Origin of the sequence: Frankia sp. BMG5.23, from assembly GCF_000685765.2 — a bacterium.
Classification (GTDB): Bacteria; Actinomycetota; Actinomycetes; order Frankiales; family Frankiaceae; genus Frankia; species Frankia casuarinae.
In genome coordinates this window covers 84390-105334 of sequence record NZ_JDWE01000011.1, presented here as the reverse complement: position 1 = coordinate 105334, position 20945 = coordinate 84390, and the positions used below count along the sequence as shown (strand labels likewise).

At 70.3% G+C, this 20945-nt stretch carries 16 protein-coding genes; 7 read left to right on the top strand and 9 right to left on the bottom strand.

Annotated elements, in window-relative coordinates:
- Positions 1–114 precede the first annotated feature (114 nt).
- The 3 genes from BMG523DRAFT_RS07845 to BMG523DRAFT_RS07835 are packed head-to-tail and all read left to right on the top strand — an operon-like array spanning position 115 to position 3446.
- Positions 115–990 (top strand): TylF/MycF family methyltransferase, encoded by an 876-nt coding sequence (locus tag BMG523DRAFT_RS07845; RefSeq protein ID WP_011435734.1) that lies wholly within the window; start codon positions 115–117, stop codon positions 988–990.
- Between the two features lie 45 nt (positions 991–1035).
- On the top strand, positions 1036–1827 hold the full coding sequence (locus tag BMG523DRAFT_RS07840) for a protein-tyrosine-phosphatase (RefSeq protein WP_011435733.1): 792 nt from the start codon (positions 1036–1038) through the stop codon (positions 1825–1827).
- Positions 1824–3446, top strand: a complete 1623-nt coding sequence (locus BMG523DRAFT_RS07835; protein ID WP_011435732.1) for a Gfo/Idh/MocA family oxidoreductase — start codon at positions 1824–1826, stop codon at positions 3444–3446. Before BMG523DRAFT_RS07840 ends, BMG523DRAFT_RS07835 begins: the two co-directional genes overlap by 4 nt.
- Before the next feature lie 113 nt (positions 3447–3559).
- Here BMG523DRAFT_RS07835 and BMG523DRAFT_RS07830 read toward each other — a convergent pair whose 3' ends face one another.
- Entirely contained in the window at positions 3560–5374 is a 1815-nt protein-coding gene (locus BMG523DRAFT_RS07830) for a bifunctional diguanylate cyclase/phosphodiesterase (protein ID WP_011435731.1), read from the bottom strand.
- A 433-nt stretch (positions 5375–5807) separates the two neighbouring features.
- Positions 5808–6197 (bottom strand): class E sortase, encoded by a 390-nt coding sequence (locus BMG523DRAFT_RS22815; RefSeq protein ID WP_255353860.1) that lies wholly within the window; start codon positions 6195–6197, stop codon positions 5808–5810.
- Positions 6198–6489: 292 nt separating this feature from the next.
- On the opposite strand from BMG523DRAFT_RS22815, the gene BMG523DRAFT_RS07825 reads away from it, so the two are divergent.
- On the top strand, positions 6490–7368 hold the full coding sequence (locus BMG523DRAFT_RS07825; RefSeq protein ID WP_011435730.1) for a glycosyltransferase family 2 protein: 879 nt from the start codon (positions 6490–6492) through the stop codon (positions 7366–7368).
- On the opposite strand, the gene BMG523DRAFT_RS07820 is transcribed toward BMG523DRAFT_RS07825, so the two are convergent.
- On the bottom strand, positions 7347–8096 hold the full coding sequence (locus BMG523DRAFT_RS07820) for a bifunctional 2-polyprenyl-6-hydroxyphenol methylase/3-demethylubiquinol 3-O-methyltransferase UbiG (protein WP_011435729.1): 750 nt from the start codon (positions 8094–8096) through the stop codon (positions 7347–7349). The two genes, BMG523DRAFT_RS07825 and BMG523DRAFT_RS07820, sit on opposite strands and share 22 nt — an antisense overlap.
- A gap of 120 nt (positions 8097–8216) precedes the next feature.
- On the opposite strand from BMG523DRAFT_RS07820, the gene BMG523DRAFT_RS07815 reads away from it, so the two are divergent.
- On the top strand, positions 8217–9425 hold the full coding sequence (locus BMG523DRAFT_RS07815) for a glycosyltransferase family 4 protein (RefSeq protein WP_011435728.1): 1209 nt from the start codon (positions 8217–8219) through the stop codon (positions 9423–9425).
- Positions 9426–9517: 92 nt separating this feature from the next.
- On the opposite strand, the gene BMG523DRAFT_RS07810 is transcribed toward BMG523DRAFT_RS07815, so the two are convergent.
- The 3 genes from BMG523DRAFT_RS07810 to BMG523DRAFT_RS07800 form a co-directional block, all read right to left on the bottom strand.
- Positions 9518–10696 carry an RNA polymerase sigma factor gene (locus BMG523DRAFT_RS07810; RefSeq protein WP_035730083.1) on the bottom strand — a complete coding sequence of 393 codons (1179 nt, stop codon included), beginning with the start codon at positions 10694–10696 and terminating at the stop codon, positions 9518–9520.
- A gap of 40 nt (positions 10697–10736) precedes the next feature.
- Positions 10737–12626, bottom strand: coding sequence for a DNA primase (gene dnaG, locus BMG523DRAFT_RS07805; protein ID WP_011435726.1), 1890 nt, complete (start codon positions 12624–12626; stop codon positions 10737–10739).
- A 496-nt stretch (positions 12627–13122) separates the two neighbouring features.
- Entirely contained in the window at positions 13123–14385 is a 1263-nt protein-coding gene (locus BMG523DRAFT_RS07800; protein WP_011435725.1) for a deoxyguanosinetriphosphate triphosphohydrolase, read from the bottom strand.
- 95 nt (positions 14386–14480) lie between these two features.
- On the opposite strand from BMG523DRAFT_RS07800, the gene BMG523DRAFT_RS25655 reads away from it, so the two are divergent.
- Entirely contained in the window at positions 14481–14636 is a 156-nt protein-coding gene (locus BMG523DRAFT_RS25655; protein ID WP_011435724.1) for a hypothetical protein, read from the top strand.
- Positions 14637–14676: 40 nt separating this feature from the next.
- A complete protein-coding gene (locus BMG523DRAFT_RS07795; protein WP_011435723.1) occupies positions 14677–15216 on the top strand; it encodes a PH domain-containing protein in 540 nt (179 codons plus the stop codon).
- 95 nt (positions 15217–15311) lie between these two features.
- Here the strand turns inward: BMG523DRAFT_RS07795 and BMG523DRAFT_RS07790 are convergent, their stop codons facing one another.
- The 3 genes from BMG523DRAFT_RS07790 to ppdK form a co-directional block, all read right to left on the bottom strand.
- Complete coding sequence (locus BMG523DRAFT_RS07790) at positions 15312–17186, bottom strand: transketolase (RefSeq protein ID WP_043590759.1); 1875 nt, start codon at positions 17184–17186, stop codon at positions 15312–15314.
- Between the two features lie 237 nt (positions 17187–17423).
- Positions 17424–18110 (bottom strand): YdcF family protein, encoded by a 687-nt coding sequence (locus tag BMG523DRAFT_RS07785; RefSeq protein ID WP_035730080.1) that lies wholly within the window; start codon positions 18108–18110, stop codon positions 17424–17426.
- A gap of 124 nt (positions 18111–18234) precedes the next feature.
- Positions 18235–20928, bottom strand: coding sequence for a pyruvate, phosphate dikinase (gene ppdK, locus BMG523DRAFT_RS07780; RefSeq protein WP_011435720.1), 2694 nt, complete (start codon positions 20926–20928; stop codon positions 18235–18237).
- Positions 20929–20945 lie beyond the last annotated feature (17 nt).

Genomic DNA, 20945 nt, shown 5'->3' with positions numbered 1-20945 from the left:
GGCGCCTCACCCGACAGCGTCCCCCTGGACGGCGCCTCACCCGACAGCGAACGGAGCCTGACGGCCCACGGTCCCATCCCCTTTCCGCGCTCACCCCTCTCATCAGGAGCCACGATGACCACGACGCCGACCGTCGCCCCGCACGACCCGACCGTCGCCCGTCACGATCTTTCCGATACCTCGGTGCGGTACCTCGATCTGCTTCGCGCGACGCTGACCTGCTCTCTCTGGGATGGTCGGGACGGCGGTGCGTGGGAGCCGCGCACCGGCGCGAAGAGGATGCTGGTACGAGCCTTCCGCAGCCAGGGAATGGAAATCGTCAAGAGGAGCGCACCGGGCGCCCGGACCGACGGCCGGGACTGGCCACGGCTGGCGCTCACGATGACCGGCGACCGCCGGATGCGCAACCTCCAGGAGTGCGCCGAACGAGTCATCGTCGACGGCGTCCCAGGCGACTTCATCGAGACCGGGGTATGGCGGGGCGGCGCGTGCATCCTCATGCGCGGGGTGCTCGCCGCCTACGGCGTCCCCGACCGCACGGTCTGGGTCGCCGACTCGTTCGCCGGCCTGCCCGCGCCCAATCCGGGGCGCTACGCCGCCGACACCGGCGACCGCCACCACGAGTACGCGGAGCTGTCGGTGTCCCTCGAGCAGGTGCGGGACAACTTCCGCCGCTACGGCCTGCTCGACGATCAGGTCCGTTTCCTGCGCGGCTGGTTCCGGGACACCCTGCCCACCGCGCCCATCGAGCGCCTCGCGGTCCTGCGCCTCGACGGCGACATGTACGAGAGCACCACCGACGCGCTGACGGCGCTCTACCCGAAGCTCTCCGACGGCGGCTTCTGCATCGTTGACGACTATGGAGCCGTTCCTGGCTGCCGGGCGGCAGTCGAGGACTACCGGGCCGCCCACGGGGTGACCGAGCCGATCATCGAAGTCGACTGGACCTGCGTCTACTGGCGCCGGAGCGAGCCCTCGCGGTCGCGCTGAGCTGGTCCGCGCCCCGCCGACCCCGGCGGAGAGAGGAGGAAAGGGATGACGGAGGAAGGGGTGGCAGTGCGGCAACGACCGTGGGCAGTACTGATGGTGTGTACCGGAAACGTCTGCCGCTCGCCCCTGGCCGAGCATCTCGCCGCCGCCCGGTTCAGCGCCGCGCTGGACCAGATCAGCCTCGGCGCGGCCGGCGCGCAGGCATCCGGTGGGACCGGGGGTAACGAGTCCTCATCCGAGGGATGGCATCCACCCAGCCCCGCCGGGGACCTTCTGGTGAGCAGCGCGGGAGTATGCGCCCGGGCAGGTGAGGCGATGTACCCCCAGGCCGCGGCGATCCTGACATCGCGGGGGCTCGACCCGTCCGGCTTCCGGGCAAGGTTGCTGACACCGGATCTGGTCCAGGCCAGCGATCTGGTGCTGTGCGCGACCCGCGCACACCGCTCGACGGTGGTGGGCCTTGTGCCACGGGCCATGCGCCGTACCTTCACCCTGCGCGAGTTCGGACGGGTGACCTCCGGAGTCCGCCCCGCCGACATCCCCCCGGGCGGGACACGGGCGGCCGGGGAGTATCTCGCCGCCACGGCCCGGCGGATCCGGGCCGCCGGCCACGCGCTACCGGCTGCCCTCGACGACCTGGCCGACCCCCTCGACGGCGGTCGGGATGCGTTCGAGAACTGCGCGCGAATGATCGAAGAGACGCTGTCACGGCCGATGGCCCTGCTGGCGGAGGCGTGTCACGAACGACTGGCGGTCACGCCTACGGACCCCGCAGACCCGGCAGGCCCGGCAGGCCTCGCGGATGTCCCGGTCGACCGGACCCCGGCACCGGGATGAACATCCTGATCGGGAACCGGTGGCTGGCCGGCTTCCTCGACGAGACCCCCCTGCCCGGCCACTGCCGGATCCGCCCGGACATCTGGGTGACGCTGTTCCCCGTGGACGGTCAGTTCTTCGTCAGGGCGGGCAGCAGCCGGGCCCTCGCCGCCTACACCCGCGAGTTCGGCATCCGCGCGGTCGCCCGCAAAACGGCCAGCCGGCTGCGGGAACGCGACCGCAACCAGCGTTACTTCGGCATGGGCCTGGGCACCCTGATCGAGGCGGTCCCACCCGTCAGCGGGGCGGCTTCGCCGACGGGAACGACCGTCGCTTTCGTCGCCCCCTGCCACCCGGCGTGCATGGAACGCGTCGTCCTGCATCAGGACCTCGTCCGCCCGGTGGGGCCGGGCGGCCCCACCGGCGCTCCCGCCGACCCACTCGGCTTCGTCAGCCCCGATCCGCCGCCACCGCGATCCGCGGTCGTCTACCGGGCCCGGCCGGCGACCGCGTTCCCGGCCGTGGACGACACGCTCATCGGCTGGTCCCCGATGTCGGGAGCACCGGTGGACCCCGGCGCCGTCGACCGTCTCGTCGCCTGGCTTGCAACCGAGTGGACCGGGGCCCGCCCCGGGGATCGTCCACTCGCCGGGGTCAGTCCGATCACGGAGAGCACCCGGCGCTATGGCCCGCCATCCGCGTCCGGACGACCCACCGCTGTCCTGTTCGGGTTGGGACACTATGCCAAGACGCAGATCGTCCCGCACGTCCGTGATCACCTCGACCTCGTCGGTGTGCATGAGATCGACCCCGTCCAGCTGGGCACCCGGCGACCGGACCGATGTTCCTGGGACACCGCGGCGCTGCTCCGGGACGGGGAGCGGGCCGACGTCGTCCTCATCGCGGGCTACCACCACACGCACGCGCCGCTGGCCCGGGATGCGCTGCGGCTCGGCTCGGTGGCCGTCGTCGAGAAGCCCGTTGTCACCACAGAGGAGGATCTCGGCCGGCTGGTGAAACTCCTTCACGCCGGCGGGCGCCTGTTCGCCTGCTTCCAGCGACGCCACAGCCCGATGAACGCCTGGCTGCGCTCCGACCTGCGCCTGGCCGACGGCAACGAGCCGCTGATCTACAGTGCCGTGGTGTACGAGGAACCGCTTCCCCGCCGGCACTGGTACCGCTGGCCGTCCTCACGCACCCGGCTGGTCAGTAACGGCTGCCACTGGATCGACCACTTCCTCTGGCTCAACGACTTCGCGCCGGTCCGCCGGAGCACGGTGGCCCGCTCCCGCACGGACACCTTCACGGTGTACGTCGAGCTGGAGAACGACGCGGTCCTCTCGCTCGTGCTGACCAGTGCCGGGGGCAGCCGGCACGGTCTGCGGGAACAGTCCCAGCTGCGCGCGAACGGCGTGACGGCCACCATCGTCGACGGTTCGCAGTACACCGCGGAGGCCGGGTCCCACATCCTGCGGCGGCGGCGAGTCAACCGGCTCGACAGCTACCCGGCCATGTACCGCGACATCTGCGCGGGCATCGTGGCCGGCGCCCCGGGCGAGGACGCACGGCAGATCGCCGCCGTCGCCGCGCTCACGCTACGGCTGGACGCCGCAGCCGGCCGGGATGGGCCCGAACCCTGATCACCGGAATCACGGACATCGGGGACATCGGGGTCCTGGTGCCGACGGCGCCCGGACCCCCGAATCGGACCGCCCTCACGGGCCCGGTGCGACCGCCACGCCATCGCCCGCCATCAGGACGCCGCAAGGTCGGCCGGCACCCGGCGCCCGACCGCCCGCCGGGTTGCCGGTCCCGCCGCTGACGGCCGCGTGGGCGCGACGGCCTCGACCGCCGGTGCCACGATTGGGGAGATCGGGGACTGTGCCGCGCAGGTGTCGACCGGTCCCGCCACGGCGCGCGGCGCGGTCCCGGGATGGACGGCAAGCCTGCTGCCCCATTCCCGCAACCAGCCGACGACTCGTTCCCCCGCCATCGGACGTGACACAAAGTACCCCTGGACCTCGTCACACTGCCAGGCGGCGAGAGAGGTCCAGGAACGCTGCGTTTCGACCCCCTCGGCGACAATCCGTAACCGCAGCGCATGTGCCAGGGAGACCGTGGACCGCACGATCTCGGCCGCGGCCGGATCGCGGTCGAGGTCACGCAGGAAGGTCCGGTCCAGCTTCACCTCGTCGGCCGGCAGTTCGCGCAGGTACGACAGCGAACAGAAGCCGGTGCCGTAGTCGTCCAGGCTGACCCGCACACCGAACCGGCGCAGCCCCGCCAGGGTTCCCTGCGCCAGCTCCCGCGCCACGATGAGGGAGTCCTCGGTGACCTCGATGACAAGCGCCGAGGGCGGGAGCCGGTGCCGGGCGAGCGCGGCCCGCACCACGCCGACGAAGGCGCGGTCGACGATGACCGACGCGGGGACGTTCACCGACACCGCGAGCGGGGCACCCCGGCCGTGCCAGCGCGCGCAGTCGGCCAAGGCCTGGTCGAGGACCTGCACGGTGAGCTTCGGCATCAACCCGGCACGTTCGATCTCCGCCAGGAAGGCGTCGGGCTGCCGCACGCCGTCGACCGGATGGCGCCAGCGGACGAGGGCCTCCACACCGCTGATCCGACCGCTGCGCAGATCCGCCTTGGGCTGGTAACTCAGTTCGATCTGGCCGGAGTCCAGCGCATGGCGCACCTCGGCCCGCAGCAGCAGGCGGGCACGGTTGATCGGTGGATGGTCGCGGGCGTAGACGGTCTGCCCGTGACGGCCCCCCTTCGCCAGGTACATCGCCTCCTCCGCGTGACGAAAGAGCTCCAGCGCGCCACGGCCGTGCTCGGGGGCATGGGCGATCCCCACGCTCGCCTCGGGCCGCACCGGAGTTCCCGCGAGTGGAACGGGCAGTTCCAGCACCTCCCGCAACCGCCGAGCGACCTGTTCGGCCCGGGCCACATCGGCGCCGCGCAACAGCACGGCGAACGCGTTGCCGTCCACCCGGGCGAGCAGATCCGATCCGGGCAGCGCTCCGCGTAGCCGGCAACCCACCGTGGCAAGCAGGCGGTCCCCATGCTCATGCCCGAGCGCCCCGTTGACATCACGCATCCGATCGAGATCGATGAGCAGCACCGACACGGACGTCGCGCCACGCGCCCGGTGCTCACCACCCGTGAGACAACGGCTGGCGACGTCGAGGAAGTACCGTCGGCCCGGCAGCCCGGTCAGCTCATCCACCACGCCGCGCCGCGGCCACGCACGGCCCACGCCTCCCCGGGGATCCCACGGCTGGATGTCCGGTCCGGCCGAACCGGCCAGACCGTTCGCGTCGGCCGGACCGTTCGGACCCGGCCAGACCGCCGCGGCGAGGATCGCCACCGCGATCGACAACGCCGCGGCCGCGAGCACCACGCACGACAACGCGACCGGCGACGGCGCGGGCCCGCCCCATCCGCCGATGAGACAGAGCAGTCCCAGAAGCAGACCCAGCGCACCCCCCATCAGGGCGGCGACCCCCGAGACCGGCCGGACCAGCATCGACCGGGGCAACACCGACCGGAACAAAACTGACTGGACCATCGTCGCTCCGCCCGCAGCGCATCCATGACCTGGACGAGCACGCGGACCGACATCGCCGATCCGCGTGCTCCCGGGGACAGCCATCCCCGCCTCGACCTCGTGGCGCAACCATCGGCGGCTACCCGACGGGCGGCCCGCACCGCCGTGCCGGATCGTCGAGCCACGCCGTATCCGATCCCGCCCATTCATCGAATTCCCCCGAAGCCGATCCCGCAATGTCCTTGAGTGAGCTGCGTCCTTGGGTGAGCCGCCGCAGCCGGTCGAGGATGGCCGCCCACGACGTCACCGCCGCCGGCATCACGCGCCTGGTTTATCCCCGCGCTATCCGAGCGTAACGTTCGCCAGTTCGCAGGGTATCCGATGCCCGACTTTCCACCGGCATCGGCTCGGTCCGTGGCCGCCGACACCGTCGTTGGCCAACCGCCGGGTAACACTAATCACCGTGAAGGGCACCGGCGAAATCCAAACCGTTGCCGCCCGGGACCACACCGTGTCCGTTCCGGGAAATCCCCGCCAGGGGCGGAGATCTTACAGTAATCAGCTCCTTGCCCGGCACCTCAGCGGGTTCTCCGGGCATCGGACAGGTGGCGTCGAACCGAGTCGGCGCTACCACCTCAGATTCGGTGACGCGATACGCGTGGTAACGGTCTCGCACCTCGACGGGGAAGGGATCCCCAACCTTCAGCTCATCGAGACGACTAAACGGTTTTCTATATGCGGTCCGATGTCCGGAAACCACGACATTCCCCAGCTCATCGGGCATGGCGGTCCCCGGCATATGTCCGGGACCCCGGCGCAGGACGGTGGCGGGGACACCTTTCACAATGGCCGGCGAATGGTTTGGACCGAATCGTGGAGCACACCGAATCGTGGAGCACACCGAATCATGGAGCACTCAGTATCGCCGGCCCCTCGCCGGCGCGTGCCGCCGGGAGTCCACCGGACCGGCAGGCCGGATGGGCGCGGGGACCACGCCGGCGGGTCACACCAGCACCCCGAACCTCACTCACCGTTACATGCAGAGGCACTTCTGTTACCCTCGATACTCATTCCGAGCCGTGGAGGCTCGTCGCCCGCCGGACCGGATGCTCTACCCGAGCGACGCAGGGGGTCCGATGAAGACCGTGGCGGTGATTGTCCACTGGGGTCCGCACCGGCCGACCGTGGAGCTTGCGAGATGGCTCGACGGCAGCCCCGTCATCGCCCAGGTGGCGGTGGTCGCGAACGACCGGTCGGACCGACCCGACCACCTGCCGGCCTCGGTCGCCTGGATCCTGCCGCCCCGCGACCTCGGTCTCGGCGGAGGCTTCCGGCTCGCCAGCCACGGCTACCCCGCCGCGCAGGCCTATCTCCTGATAGGCAACCACGTCAGGATCCCGGACCTGGCGCTGCGCGCCTGCCTGGATCTGCTGGCCGGGACGAACATCGGCGTGGTCGCGCCCACACTGGTCGACAACGACGGTCGGCGCTCGGGCCCGGCGCGGCTAAGCCCGGTCCTGGCTGCGCCGAAGGCCCGGCGTCCCCCCGGCGACCGCCCCCTGGAGGCCGACTGGGTCGCAGGCACGATCATGTTCGTCAAGGCGGACTGCCTGCGGCGGATCCCCCTGGACGGCCGTTACTACCTCGGGTTCGAGGATGTCGACTTCTGTTACCGCGTCCGGGACGCCGGATGGAGCGTCGTGGTCAGTCCGCACCGTGCACAGCGCATCGGGAGCACGACCGTCCCCCGGCATGGCGACGCCTACTACGGGGTGCGCAACCGGCTCTGGTTCGCCCGGGTCCGCGGATGGCGAGCCCGGGCCGCCTTGATCGCTCTGGCGACGGCGGTCGTCGTGCTACCCCGCGCCGTCGCGCTGGACATGCTCCTCGGGCACGGCACCCGGACCTCGGCCCTCGTCCTCCACGGCCTGCTGGACGGTCTCTCGATGCTTCCCCCGCCGGGAGAGGCACGTGACGACGAGCCGCGCGCCGCTCACTGGACAAGCTGGCCGTAGTCGGGCTGGTCACCAGACGGCGCGGACCGTTGCCGCACCACGGCAACGCCGGATGCGCCGGTCCGGCGCGTCACCTGTGGCGCCGCGAGGAACAGCGCCTGCCAGCCGAACATGTTCGGCCACCGGTCCAGAACGCGACGATCCCACCGCCGCACCAGCTCCCCGGGGAGCAGCTCACGGGTGCGCCACCACGGCAGACCACCGGTGGTGGCGGTGGCGACGATGCGCAGTCCGTTGTCCTCCAACAGCCGCCGGGCCGAGTTGACAGTGTAGAACCGCAGGTGGGTAGCGTCCATGAGACCGGTCTCGGTGTACTCAAACCGACCCCGCAGGAACAGTGCGCGCTGCCGGTAGTGCAGCACGTTCGGCAGCGCCACCAGGACCCGGCCGCCGGGTGCCAGCGCCCGCCGGGCCTCTACGAGCAACGGCACCGGATCCGCCAGGTGCTCGAGGATGTGGGAAAGCAGCACGAGCTGGTGACTTCCGTCGGGGACGAAGGGCAGCCCGGCGTTCAGATCAGCGAGTTCGACGTGGTCGCACTCGGCCGTGGCGGCGGCCCGCTCGGACGGATCAATCGTCACCCCCGTCACCCGCCAGCCCCGGGCCCGCAGCAGCCGCGCGTTGTCCCCGGCTCCGCACCCACAATCCAGCGCCTTACCCGCCGGTATGTCGATCAGATCGAGGAGAGGCGGGTTACCACCGTTGCGGTACCGCAGATCGGCTTCCATACACGACCCCTTGTCGCCATCATCGGAGAAGCTACAGGCAGTCAAGAGAACTCGAAACGTTACTATGACACGCTCCGCAGCACAGGACTAGCACCTGGAGAGACATTAAAATCACTCTCCGTGCAGATCTCGCGTCGATCCACCGCCCCGACCGCCTCCCTCACCGATCGACCCGCCCGGGTTCTACTGCTGAGCAGTTCCCGCGGCCTCGGTGGCGGGATCGAGCGTTATCTCTCGACGATCGAGGAGACACTGCGGGCCGGTGGGGCCGATCTCCTGCGGGTCGACATGCTGGAGCCAGGCGTCGAGCTGACCCCGGCGATCAGGGCGCGCTTCACATCGCGCGCGCTCGCCGCGGCGCGCCGCTTCGGCCAGGCCGACAGCGTGGTCGCCGGGCACGCCAACCTCATCCCTGTCGCGGCGGCGGCCCTCCGACTGTCCCGGGCCCGTCTCGGCCCGGTGCTGCTCTACGGCACCGACATCTGGGGCATGCGCCGCACCGACCGCGCGATCCTGCGCGCCGACCCGCTCCTGCGCCCGGTCACGATCAGTTCCTACAGCGCCGGCGCGCTGTCGACGCTGGGTCTGGCCCCCATCCTCCGGCCGGGCATCTCACCGACGTGGCGGGCGACCCTGCTGGCCGAGGCGAACCGCCGCCGGCCGTTGTCCCCCGTACCGACCATGCTGAGCGTGTTCCGGCTCAGTGACTGGGTGGGCAAGGGTGCGGGGGTCCTGCTGGAGGCCGTGGAGTCCGTCCGGGCCACCCTCGGCCCGGTCCGGCTGGTGTTCGCCGGGCAGGGCCCGGCACCCGGGGCCCTGCATGAGCTGGTGTCCGCGCACCCCGACACCGAGCTGCACGAGTCCCCGACCGACGACGCGTTGGCACGCCTCTACGCCACCGCCGACCTGTTCGCGCTGTGCACCCGCACCCGCTCGCGCGGGCCACGGATCAGCGGTGAGGGCTACGGCATCGTGCTGCTCGAGGCGCAGCTCGCCGGGTGCGCGGTGGTCGGACCCGCCTCAGGCGGTAGCCACGACGCCTACCAGGACGGCGTGACCGGGCAGACGCCGATGGACGAGTCGGCGCAGGCGCTGGCGGACGTCCTGCACGGCATGCTCGCCGACCGAGCGCGACTGGCCCGCGTCGGCCGGCGCGCCGCGGAGTGGGCCGAGGCCGCCACTCGGCCCGACGACTACCTCCGCACGGTTTTCACCGCCCTGACCGGACGGCTACCGACCAGCGAGGGCCGGGACATCCCGGTCCAGCCCACGGGCACCGGAACCCGGCGGGGGGCGCCACGGGCCGATGCTCCCACCGGATCGGCGTGACTCCCGGATCCGGATTACGAATATCAAATATCGACCAGAGGTAACCATAACGCTATCGGCGGCCAACAGCCGGAAATGGTTGCCGGTCGCTCCTACTCCAGGTAGTCGCGCAGCTTCTGCGACCGGGAGGGATGCCGAAGCTTGGACAGCGTCTTCGACTCGATCTGGCGGATGCGCTCCCGGGTGACCCCGAACTCGCGCCCGACCTCCTCCAACGTACGCGGGTGCCCGTCAGTGAGCCCGAAGCGCAGCTGGATGACCTTCTTCTCCCGGTCGGACAGGGTGTGCAGGACCGAGTCGAGCTGCTCCTGAAGCAGGATGAAGCTGGCCGCGTCGACCGGGACGACGGCGTCGCAGTCCTCGATGAAGTCGCCAAGGTGGGAGTCCTCCTCCTCACCGATGGGGGTCTCCAGCGACACCGGCTCCTGTGAGACCTTGAGGATCTCACGCACCTTGTCCGGGGTGAGATCCATCTCCTTGGCGATCTCCTCCGGACTCGGCTCCCGGCCGAGGTCCTGCAGGAGCTGCCGCTGGATGCGGATCAGCTTGTTGATGGTCTCGACCATGTGCACCGGGATGCGGATGGTGCGTGCCTGGTCGGCGATGGCCCGCGTGATCGCCTGCCGGATCCACCAGGTGGCGTAGGTCGAGAACTTGTAGCCCTTGGTGTAGTCGAACTTCTCGACCGCCCGGATCAGGCCGAGGTTGCCCTCCTGGATGAGGTCCAGGAACAGCATGCCGCGCCCGACGTACCGCTTGGCGATCGAGACGACGAGACGCAGGTTCGCCTCGACCAGCTTGCGCTTGGCGATCTGCCCGTCGCGTTCGATGGCCTCGAGGTCCCGCCGCATCTGCGGGGAAGTTTTCTTGGTGGCCACCGCCAGCTTCTCGGAGGCGAACAGCCCCGCCTCGATCCGCTTGGCAAGATCAACCTCCTCCTCGGCGGTGAGCAGGGGGACCTTGCCGATCTCCTTGAGGTACATGCGCACCGGGTCGGAGGTCGGCGCCTTGAGGGCGAGCTCCTCCTCCTCGCGGCGACGGCGGGCCAGCAGATCCGCCTCGTCGGGGCTCTCACCTCCCGCCTCGAGTACCTCGATGCCCTCGTCGTTCAGCACCTGCAGCACCGTCTCGGCCTGCTCCGGGGGCAGCTCCGCGGCCTGGATGGCGACCGTGACATCCTCGGTGGTGAGGAACCCGATCTCCTTGCCCCGGGTGATGAGGTCCTTGACCTCGTCCACCTGGGCTTCGCGGGGTAGGACGGTAGGACTCATGGGCGGAATCTCGTCACTTCCTTCTCGGGATCGACCCAGGTTACGCGGCACCTACGCCCCGCTCCCGGAGTTGATGCTTGTGCTGCTCCAAAGCGATCAGCTCGCCGAACGCACGGCGAAGGGCCTCGGCGTCGGTCACCCCGTTGAGCCGCTGCACACGCGACTTCAGGTCCGTGATCCGACGGGTCACATGCAACTCCTGTACCCGCGACATCTGTTCGTCGACATAACGATCATCCACATCGTGGTCGCACAGCACCCTCTCCACTGCAAGGGCAGTGACGAAGCGTCGCAGCTCCTCCTCCGAAGCCGCCGCGGCCAGCTCGGTCACCCAGGTGGTGACCTCACCGGACCTCGCCAGCCCCGCGCACACCCCACCGGCCTCGGCGATGAGGTCACGGACGGCACGGTGCGCGGGAACAGTGAACATCTCCGGACCCAGCGTGTCGAACATCGGGCCCGCCAGCCCGGGATACTGAACGGCCAGCTTGAGCGCCTCACGCTCCACGATGACCGCCGCGTCATCGGCCCCCGCCCCGCGCCGGCGCATCGGCGCGGAACGGGCACCAGCCCGCTCGCCCCCCTGCCTCGACCGGTGCTCGGCCACCCGGCCCACCACGAACCGCTCGTCGAGGAAACCCAGCCAGCGGTCCAGGTTCACCGCGTACCGGTGCCGCAACGCGGCGTCCTTGAGCCGGTTGACCAGCGGCGCGGCGGCGTCCAAGGCTGCGAGCCGGCCCTCGGTGGTGTTGAGGTCGTAGCGGTCGAGCACCCCGCGGATCGCGAACTCGACCAGCGGCACCCGGCTGGCCACCAGATCCCGCACGGCGCCGTCGCCACCGCTCATCCACAGCTCGCAGGGGTCGCGGCCGGAGGGCTCCACCGCCACGAAGGTCTGGGTGGCGAAGCGCTCCTCGTGCTCGAAGGCGCGTAGCGCCGCCTTCTGCCCGGCCGCGTCGCCGTCGAACGTGAAAATCACTTCACCGCGACGCTCGTCGGAGTCCATGAGCAGCCGGCGGACCACCGCGACGTGCTCGGAGCCGAAGGCGGTGCCACAGGTCGCCACGGCCGTGGTGACCCCGGCGAGATGGCAGGCCATGACGTCGGTATAGCCTTCGACCACCACGACCTGGTAGCGGCGGGCGATGTCACGGCGGGCGAGATCGGCGCCGTAGAGCAGGTTCGCCTTCTTGAACAACGGCGTGTCCGGCGTGTTGAGGTACTTCGGCCCGGCGTTCGGGGCGTCGTCCTCGGCGAGGCGCCTCCCACCGAAGCCGACCACCTCACCGGCGAGATCCCTGATCGGCCACATCAGCCGATGATGGAAACGGTCGATCAGACCCCCGCGGGCGCCCTGTTTGGCCAGCCCCCCGAGCACCAGCTCCTCGCCGGTGAAGCGCCGGGCGAGCAGATGCCGAGTGAGGGTGTCCCAGCCGGTCGGGGCGTAGCCGACCTCGAAGCGCGCCGCCGTGGTGAGATCGAATCCCCGCGCAGCGAGGAAGTCCCAGCCGGCGCGCGCGGAGGCCTGCGACTCTAGCTGCTCGGCGTAGAATTCGGCGGCCGCCCGGTGCGTCTCCAGCAGCCGCTGCCGCTGGCTGGACACCGTACGGTCGGTGGTCCCACCGCCCTCGTAGGTCAGCGCCACCCCGGCCCGGCGCGCCAGGCGCTCCGCCGCCTCCCGGAAGGTCAGCCCGTCGATCTCCCGCACGAAGGAGTAGACGTCACCACCCTGCTGGCATCCGAAACAGTGGAACAGGCCGGTTGCCGCATTGACGTAGAAGGAGGGTGACTTCTCGTCATGGAACGGGCACAGCCCGACGAGCTCGTTACGCCCCGCCGGACGCAGTTGTACGTGCTCGGCCACGACGTCCGCAATCGGCGAGCGCTCCCGGACCAGGGCGACGTCGGCGTCACGGATTCGTCCCCCCACCCGCCCCTCCCAAGTCCGCGTCGAGACTCTGCGGGTACCCGAACGAGAGGTAGCTCGCCCGGGGCAGAGTGCCCGTCAATATGTTTGCCACGTCCATTCCCGCCGGATCGATGCTAGGACCACCACCCGCCGGCCTGCCCGGCCTGTCGACGAGTGACGCGGCGCCCCTCACATCGGTCCTACCGCTGCGATGGTACGTGTCGTAAGCACGACAGTACCGATCATGCCACGTGAATGTTGGGGACAGGGGCCGTGACGTGCATGCCGAGCTGCGATGTCGGGCCGCGGACCGCGCGCCGGCTCGCTCCCCCAGCCGAGGGAGCGGGTGTCCCCCCGAACGGGGGAACACCCGAAACACCGTCGGGCCATCGGGCCAGCAGAGGACACCCACCGAACCCACCACGCACGGATCCGGCGGACACGGACCCACCACGTACGGATCCGGCACGCACCGAACCCCTCTCGCACCGGGTCCCCCGCACACCGGACTCGTGGCTCACAGGACCCGCGGCGCCGGTCGTCCACACAGCAACGCATACCGCCGCTCGGCGCTGGCGTCGGTCAGACGCGCCACCTGGTCGATGACGACCCGTAGCCGTGCCGCATCGTCAGCGGCCATGCGGTAGGCCGCGCGCAACGACGGCTCGAGCACGTCCGGCGCGCCCCGGGAGAGCATCGCCACGAGCTCCGCGACCACCTCCCGCTGCCGGGACTGCCGGGCGCGGGCACCCGGCCGCTCCATCACATACCAGGCGGTGACCCCCTTGAGCGCCGCGCACTCGGCCACGGTGTCCGGATCCACCACCAGATCCGCGCCATAGCGCCACAGCGGACCGTCGGGATGGCACGCCCGGGTGGCACGGACCGCGCTGTGCGCGAACCGGGCGATGAGCTCGCTGGTCATCGCCCGCAGAGCGGCCTGGCCCCGGGCCGAGGTGATCTCGGAGCGGACCCACCAGGGCTGGGACCGCAGGGTGCCCAGGGCGGCCGCCACCGCCTCGGCGGACGGCCCCGGGTAGCGGACGGCGGTCGCGGCGGCGAGCTCCGCCCGGCGGCCGGAATCGTCGAGGGCGGCCAGATCGATGTGTCCGGCAACGACCCCGTCCTCGAGGTCGTGCACCGAATAGGCCACGTCGTCCGCCCAGTCCATGATCTGCGTCTCGATACAGCGCCGGGCGGCCGGTGCGCCCTCCCGGACCCAGCGGAGCACGGACAGGTCGTCGGCGTAGGCGCCGAACTTCGTGCTGTCCGCCCGGGGCCCAGGGCGGCGCGGCCACGGGTACTTCGTCGCCGCGTCCAGGGTCGCCCGGGTAAGGTTCAGGCCCGCGCTGCGACCGTCACAGTCGACGATCTTGACTTCGAGCCTGGTCAGCTCGCGCAGACTCTGGGCGTTGCCCTCGAAGCCACCGCAGGCGGCTGCGGCCTCGTCAAGCGCCAGCTCGCCGTTATGCCCGAAAGGGGGATGACCCAGATCATGCGCGAGGCACGCCGCCTCGACCAGGTCGGGGTCCGCTCCCAGTTCCTCGGCGAGCTCCCGGCCCACCTGGGCGGTCTCCAGGGAGTGGGTCAGCCGGGTACGCGGGAAGTCGTCGTCGAGCGGGCCCACGACCTGGGTTTTTCCCGCCAGCCTGCGCAGCGCGCTGGAGTGCAGCACCCGGGCTCGGTCCCGGGCGAAGGGACGACGCTGAGCCGGTGTGGCCTTCGGGCGTTCCACGATCCGACGGGCCGTGTCCGAGGTGTCATACCACTCACTGACCACGAGTTTGAGAGTATCGGCGCGATTCCGCGACCTCCATCGAGCTCAGCGGCGATACTTTGTGCGCACCCTTCCCCGAATCGGCCCGGAGGCCTGCCGTGGACAAGATCATTAGGTATGGGGCGATCGCGTTCCTCATCTTCTTCGTGGTGACCGCGCCCAACAGCGCGGCCAGTATCGTCGGCCGCGCCTTCGACTGGCTGCAGTCCGTCGGTAACGGGGTGTCCCAGTTCGTAACCGATACCGCTCTGTAATGGCTACCCGGCCACTCTTGATGTCTGGGACACTGCCGGCGTGGTGAGACTCCAGCTTCCGGACCTGGCTCAGCGCGACACCAAGTACCTCGCATCCCAGGAACGCCTGGTGATGATGGTGCGGTTGCACTGGGCGGTCCTGCTGCCCATCTTCCTGCAGACCGTCGGGGCCGTACTGCTCGCGCTCGTGGCGAACATCCTGTTCGCCTCGCAGGACGTCGACGCCGGCATCATCACCACGCTGCTGTGGTACTTCGCCCTCTTCATGATCTTGAGGATGCTGTGGAGGGTCGCCGACTGGCAGTTCGAGCACCTTATGATCACCGACAAACGGCTCCTGAAGGTGTCCGGGATCTTTTTCCGCAAGGTCCAGACGATGCCACTTTCCAAGATCACGGATCTCACGTACAACCGGGATCCGCTTGGCCGGTTGCTCGGGTACGGCGAGTTCGTCGTGGAGTCCGCCGGCCAGGACCAGGCGCTTTCCAAGATCCAGTTCCTGCCGCGTCCAGACCGGCTCTACCTCACCCTGGTCGACATGACCTTCGGTGGAGCACCCGCCCCAGCCGGAGACGACTGAGGGACGGCCTGGTGGGACCGGGGGGATCTCCCCCGGTCCCACCGGATGTCCCAGCCTCGTGCCTTCTCGACCGCCGGCCGCCGGCCCTGGACGGGTCAGCGCAGCAGGTCGCGGGCGGCCTCGACGATGTGCCTCGCGGAGATGCCGGCCGCGTCCAGGAGCTCCTGAGACGTCCCGGAACCCGGCAGCGACCGCACCGCGAGATGACGGACCGACAGCGGCACGCCGCCGTCGCTGAGCGCTTCCAGCACCGCGCTGGCCAGTCCACCCTCCGGGTAGTGATCCTCGGTGACGACGATGCGCCCGCCGGTGGCCTGGGCGGCGTCGGCGAGCGTCGCCGCGTCGACCGGCTTCACGGAATACAGGTCGATCACGCGGGCCGCGATCCCCTCGGCCACGAGGGTGTCCGCCGCGGCCAGCGACTCGTGCAGGGTGACACCGGCACCGATGAGCGTGACGGTGTCGGCATTCGATCGGCGGAGCACCTTGGAACCACCGGGGGCAAACGGCTCGTCCGGGCCATAGAGCACGGGGTAGGCTCCACGGGTGGTGCGCAGGTAGCTGACCCCGGGCAGATCCGCCATCGCCTCGACGAGCTTCGCGGCGGACGTCGCATCGCTCGGGTAGAGCACCGTCGAGCCGCCGACCGCCCGCATCATGGCGATGTCCTCGAGCGCCATCTGCGACGGCCCGTCGGCGCCGATCTCGACTCCCGCGTGGCTGCCGGACATCCGGATGTCGGCCTGGGAGATCGCCGCCATCCGGATGAAGTCGTAGGCCCGGGAGAAGAACGCCGCGAACGTGGAGGCGAAGGGCACGTAGCCACGCACCGACAGCCCGACCGCCGCCGCGACGAGCTGCTGCTCGGCGATGAAGATCTCGAAGAAGCGGTCCGGGTAGATCTTGGCGAAGTCCTCGGAGTAGGTCGAGTTGCTGACCTCCGCGTCGAGCGCCACCACGTCGGTGCGGGCTCCGAGCGCGGCGAGCGCCTGGCCGTAGGCGCGCCGAGTCGCCACCTTGGCGCCGAGATCGTAGGTGGGCAGTGTGATGACGGGCCGCTCGACCGGCGCCGGTCGGGGGAGGTCCGCGGGCGGCACCGGACCGCGAACCCGCAGGTCGCGCAGGCCGCCGAGCTCGGCGATGGCGCGGTCGGCCATGTCGGCGGGGAACGGCTTGCCGTGCCAGCCCTCGACGTCCGCGGTCTCGGAGAAGCCCTCGCCCTTGCGGGTGCGGGCGAGGATGACGGTCGGCCGGGTGACGTCCTCGGCGTCGGCGAGCACCGCGTCGATCGCGGCGATGTCGTGGCCGTCAACGACGACCGCGCGGGCGCCGAAGGACTCCACCCGCCTGGCGTAGGTGTCGAGGTCCCAGCCGAGCTCGGTCGGGCCGCGCTGGCCGAGCCGGTTGACGTCGACGATCGCGATGAGGTTGGAGAGGTTGTAGTAGGAGGCCTTGTCCAGTGCCTCCCAGACCGAGCCCTCCGCCATCTCGCTGTCACCGCAGATCACCCAGACCCGGTAGGGCACCTTGTCCAGGTACTTACCGGCGAGCGCGACGCCCACGCCGTCGGGCAGGCCCTGCCCGAGCGACCCGGTCGCGACGTCGACCCACGGCAGGACAGGCGTCGGGTGGCCCTGAAGCCGCTCACCGAAACGGCGGTAACCATTGATCAACTCGTCGTCACCGACGACCCCGACCGCCTTGAAGATGGAGTAGATCAGCGGGGATGCGTGCCCCTTCGAAAAGATCAGATGATCGTTCGCCGGGTCCGCCGGGTTGTCCCAGTCGTACCGAAGGTGGCGCGCGACGAGAACCGCCAGCACGTCCGCGGCCGACATCGACGAGGTGGGATGCCCGGAACCCGCCGAGGTGCTGCTGCGCACCGAGTCGACCCGCAGTTGCTGCGCGAGTTCCCGAACCGTCTCCAGGTCGGCCGTCCCGACCGTGCTCTCGGATACGGGAGTTGCCACACCAGTCTCCTTACAGTGTCGTTCCACACCCGGAAGGTAATCTCCGGAGGGTTCTCTCGCGCCGCGGGCAGCCGACTCCGCCGCTTTGCCTCACTACCACGTGTCGCACTACCCCCTCACCCGGCGATCCGAACCGTATCAGCGGCGGCCGACGGCAAAGAGGGCCGAAGCGGGCCTTGATATGTCAGAGGCGTCACGGGTTCGTATCCGCTGCTGCCGACGAACGTCGACCCGGTGTCAGACGGCCCGGGTGGTCGCCGAAGGTGGTGATGCCTGGCGGAAGAGCTGGTACCACCGGTAACCGATCCCCTCGCGGATGATGTACCGGACCTGCGTGCCGAAGCCGTGGACGGCCGGCCCCCGGTCGGCCGGGGAGGTGACGGCGTCAACACCGAGGTCACGGGCCATCGTCCGAGAACGCAGGCTGTGCCAGGGATCGGTGACCAGCACGGCGGTGTGCCAGTGCCGCGAGTTCATCAACCCGGCTACGGCGGTCAGCGACCCGAGCGTGTTCGAACCCTCGGGTAGGACGAGCACCCGATCCGGGGGGATACCCCGCTGCCGCAGATAGGTCGCACTGGCCTCGCCCTCGGTGTAACGGTCGCCCGGCTGCTTCCCACCGACTGTGATCACCTGAGGGGCGATTCCCTCCCGGTAGAGCTCCAGCACGTGGTCGAGACGGGCGGCGAGGACCGCCGAGGGACGCCCGTCGTACTGCGAAGCACCGAGCACCACGAGGACGTCGGACCGGGGCCGGTGATCCTCCCTGCCCACCCACCAGACCTGCAGAAACGTCACCACGGCGAGAACCATGATGCCGAGGAGGACAGCCGCCACCGCCCGCATCATCCAACGCCACCATGGCACGCGGTACCAGGTCACGCGAAACGGGTTGACGATGAGACGAGGACGGGACAGGCCCACACGAACGAACAGTAGCGTCCCTATGGGCACACGACCGACATCACAGGGCAACTGCCCCCTTCATCCGCCCAGCCCCGATCGGGATCCCGGCCCGGAAAGGGCAGGAAACGGGCCAGGCGGAAACTCACCCGACCGTCGACCGGCCGAGAACCGCGGCACGCCCGGCCTCCAGCCGGGCCACCGGCACCCGGAACGGCGAACAGGAGACGTAGTCGAGCCCGAGTTCGGCGAAGAAGTGCACGGAATCGGGATCGCCGCCGTGCTCGCCACAGACGCCGAGGCCGAGATCGGGCCGAGCGCCCCGCCCAGCCCGGACCGCCGTCCTCATCAGGGCGCCCACCCCGTCGCGGTCCACCGACGCGAACGGCGACCCGGCGAGGATGCCGAGGTCGAGGTAGCGCGGCAGCAACGATGCCTCGACGTCATCCCGGGAGAAACCCCAGAGCAGCTGGGTGAGGTCGTTGGTGCCGAACGAGAAGAACTCGGCGCGGCGGGCGATCTGGTCCGCGGTGAGCGCCGCCCGCGGAACCTCGATCATCGTGCCGATCGGCAGGTCGATCTCCAGGCCGCTCTCGGTGCCGACCTCGGCCAGCACCCCGCGCACCCGGTCCCGGATGGCATCCAGCTCCGTCGCGGTGGAGATGAACGGAACCATGATCTCGGGACGGGGATCACCGCCTACGCGGCGGCAGCGCACCAGCGCCTCGGCGATCGCCCGCGCCTGCAGTTCCACCAGCCCCGGGACGGTGAGAGCGAGTCGGACGCCGCGGCGACCCAGCATCGGGTTGGTCTCGTGCATGCTGCGCAGGACCGCCAGCCTCTCCCGGTCGGCGTCGTCGACCGGCCTTCCGGCGGCGTCCGCGGCGGCGATCGACACGGACAGCTCGGTGAGGTCCGGGAGGAACTCGTGCAACGGCGGATCGAGCAGCCGGACCGTGACGGGCAGACCGTCCATCGCGGTGAAGATCTCGACGAAATCCTCCCGTTGCGGGGGAAGCAGCCGGCTGAGCGCCTCGGTCCGCTCAGCCGGCGTTCCCGCGAGGATCATCTGCTCGACCAGGGTACGACGATCCCCGAGGAACATGTGCTCGGTGCGGCACAGCCCGATGCCCGCGGCGCCGAACCGGCGGGCCCGCGCGGCGTCCGGCCCGGTGTCGGCATTCGCGCGGACCCGCAGCCGGCGGGACCGGTCGGCGTGCCGCATCAGCCGATCCACGGCGGCGACCAGGTCCCCGCCCGGCCGGGGATGGTCGGGACGGCCGGCCTCGAAGTACTCGACGACTGGTGACGGGACGAGTGGTACGGAACCGGGGTATACCGCGCCGATGGTCCCGTCGATGGAGAGGATGTCCCCCTCCCGCACGACCACGCCCCGCCCGGTGGTGAGGCGGCGACCGGCGGGATCGACCTCGATCTCCTCGGCCCCGCACACGCAGGTCCGGCCCAATCCTCTGGCGACGACGGCGGCATGCGACGTCCGGCCGCCTCGGGAGGTCAGGATTCCGCGCGCCGCGAGCATGCCCGCGAGGTCATCGGGATTCGTCTCGCGGCGGACGAGGATGACCGGTCGGCCCTCGGCCGCCACCCGCACCGCCTCGGCGGCGTCGAAGACGGCCTCCCCCACCGCCGCCCCGGGCGCGGCGTTCACTCCCGTCGCGATCGGGGCGGGCCGGGCCGTGTCGTCGAAGCGCGGGAACATCAGGGTGGCGAGCTGGTCGCCGCTCACCCGGCACAGCGCCTCGTCGTCGTCGATGACACCGCCTTCGGCGAGCATGGCGGCGATCCGGAAAGCCGCCGCGGCAGTGCGTTTGCCGACGCGGGTCTGCAGGATCCACAACCTGCCATGTTCGATCGTGAACTCGATGTCGCACAGGTCCCGGTAGTGCTTCTCCAGGCGCGTCATGATCTCGCGCAGTTCGGTGAAGGATGCCGGGTCGATCCGCTCCAGCTCGGCGAGGGGAACCGGGTTACGGATCCCGGCCACCACATCCTCGCCCTGGGCATTGGGCAAATAGTCTCCGTACACGCCGGGTTCGCCGCTGCCCGGATCCCGGGTGAAGGCCACCCCGGTGCCCGAATCCGTTCCAAGGTTGCCGAACACCATCGCGACGACGCTCACTGCCGTCCCGAGATCGTCCGGAATGCGCTCGGTACGGCGGTACAGCCGGGCCCGCGGCCCGTTCCAGGAGTCGAACACCGCTCGGATCGCGAGATCCAGCTGCTCGCGGGGATCCTGGGGGAAGGGGCGGCCGGTGCGCTCGAGCACGATCCGCTGGTAGGTCGCGACGAGCGCCCGCAGGTCGTTCTCGTCGAGGTCGAGGTCGCTACTGGTGCCCTTGGCCCGCTTCGCCGCCTCGAGGGCCGCGTCGAACGACGGCTCGCCGACGCCGAGGACGGTCCGGCCGAACATGGCCAGCAGCCGGCGGTAGGAGTCCCAGGCGAACCGCGGCGAACCTGACTGCTCGGCCAGGCCCAAGACGGCCTGATCGGTCAGGCCGATGTTCAGAATGGTGTCCATCATCCCGGGCATGGAGAACTTCGCGCCGGAACGCACCGACACCAGCAGCGGATCGTCGGCCTGGCCGAGCCGCCGTCCCCGGGCGGTCTCCAGGGTGGCAAGATGATGATCGATCTCCGCCCGTAGCCCGACCGGTTCGCCGCCGGCAAGGTACTCCCGGCATGCCTGGGTGCTGATAGTGAACCCGGGCGGGACAGGCAGGCCGAGATTCGTCATCTCGGCGAGGTTCGCACCCTTACCACCGAGAAGATCCTTCATGTCCTTGTTGCCCTGGTGGAAGCCATACACGTAGCGCGCCATGGTCGTCCCTTCCGCCC

Coding starts and splice junctions, on each gene's coding strand:
- BMG523DRAFT_RS07825 (WP_011435730.1), top strand. CDS start 6,490: ATGAAGACCGTGGCGGTGATTGTCCACTGGGGTCCGCACCGGCCGACC.
- BMG523DRAFT_RS07835 (WP_011435732.1), top strand. CDS start 1,824: ATGAACATCCTGATCGGGAACCGGTGGCTGGCCGGCTTCCTCGACGAG.
- ppdK (WP_011435720.1), bottom strand. CDS start 20,928: ATGGCGCGCTACGTGTATGGCTTCCACCAGGGCAACAAGGACATGAAG.
- BMG523DRAFT_RS07810 (WP_035730083.1), bottom strand. CDS start 10,696: ATGAGTCCTACCGTCCTACCCCGCGAAGCCCAGGTGGACGAGGTCAAG.
- BMG523DRAFT_RS07840 (WP_011435733.1), top strand. CDS start 1,036: ATGACGGAGGAAGGGGTGGCAGTGCGGCAACGACCGTGGGCAGTACTG.
- BMG523DRAFT_RS07820 (WP_011435729.1), bottom strand. CDS start 8,096: ATGGAAGCCGATCTGCGGTACCGCAACGGTGGTAACCCGCCTCTCCTC.
- BMG523DRAFT_RS07830 (WP_011435731.1), bottom strand. CDS start 5,374: ATGGTCCAGTCAGTTTTGTTCCGGTCGGTGTTGCCCCGGTCGATGCTG.
- BMG523DRAFT_RS07845 (WP_011435734.1), top strand. CDS start 115: ATGACCACGACGCCGACCGTCGCCCCGCACGACCCGACCGTCGCCCGT.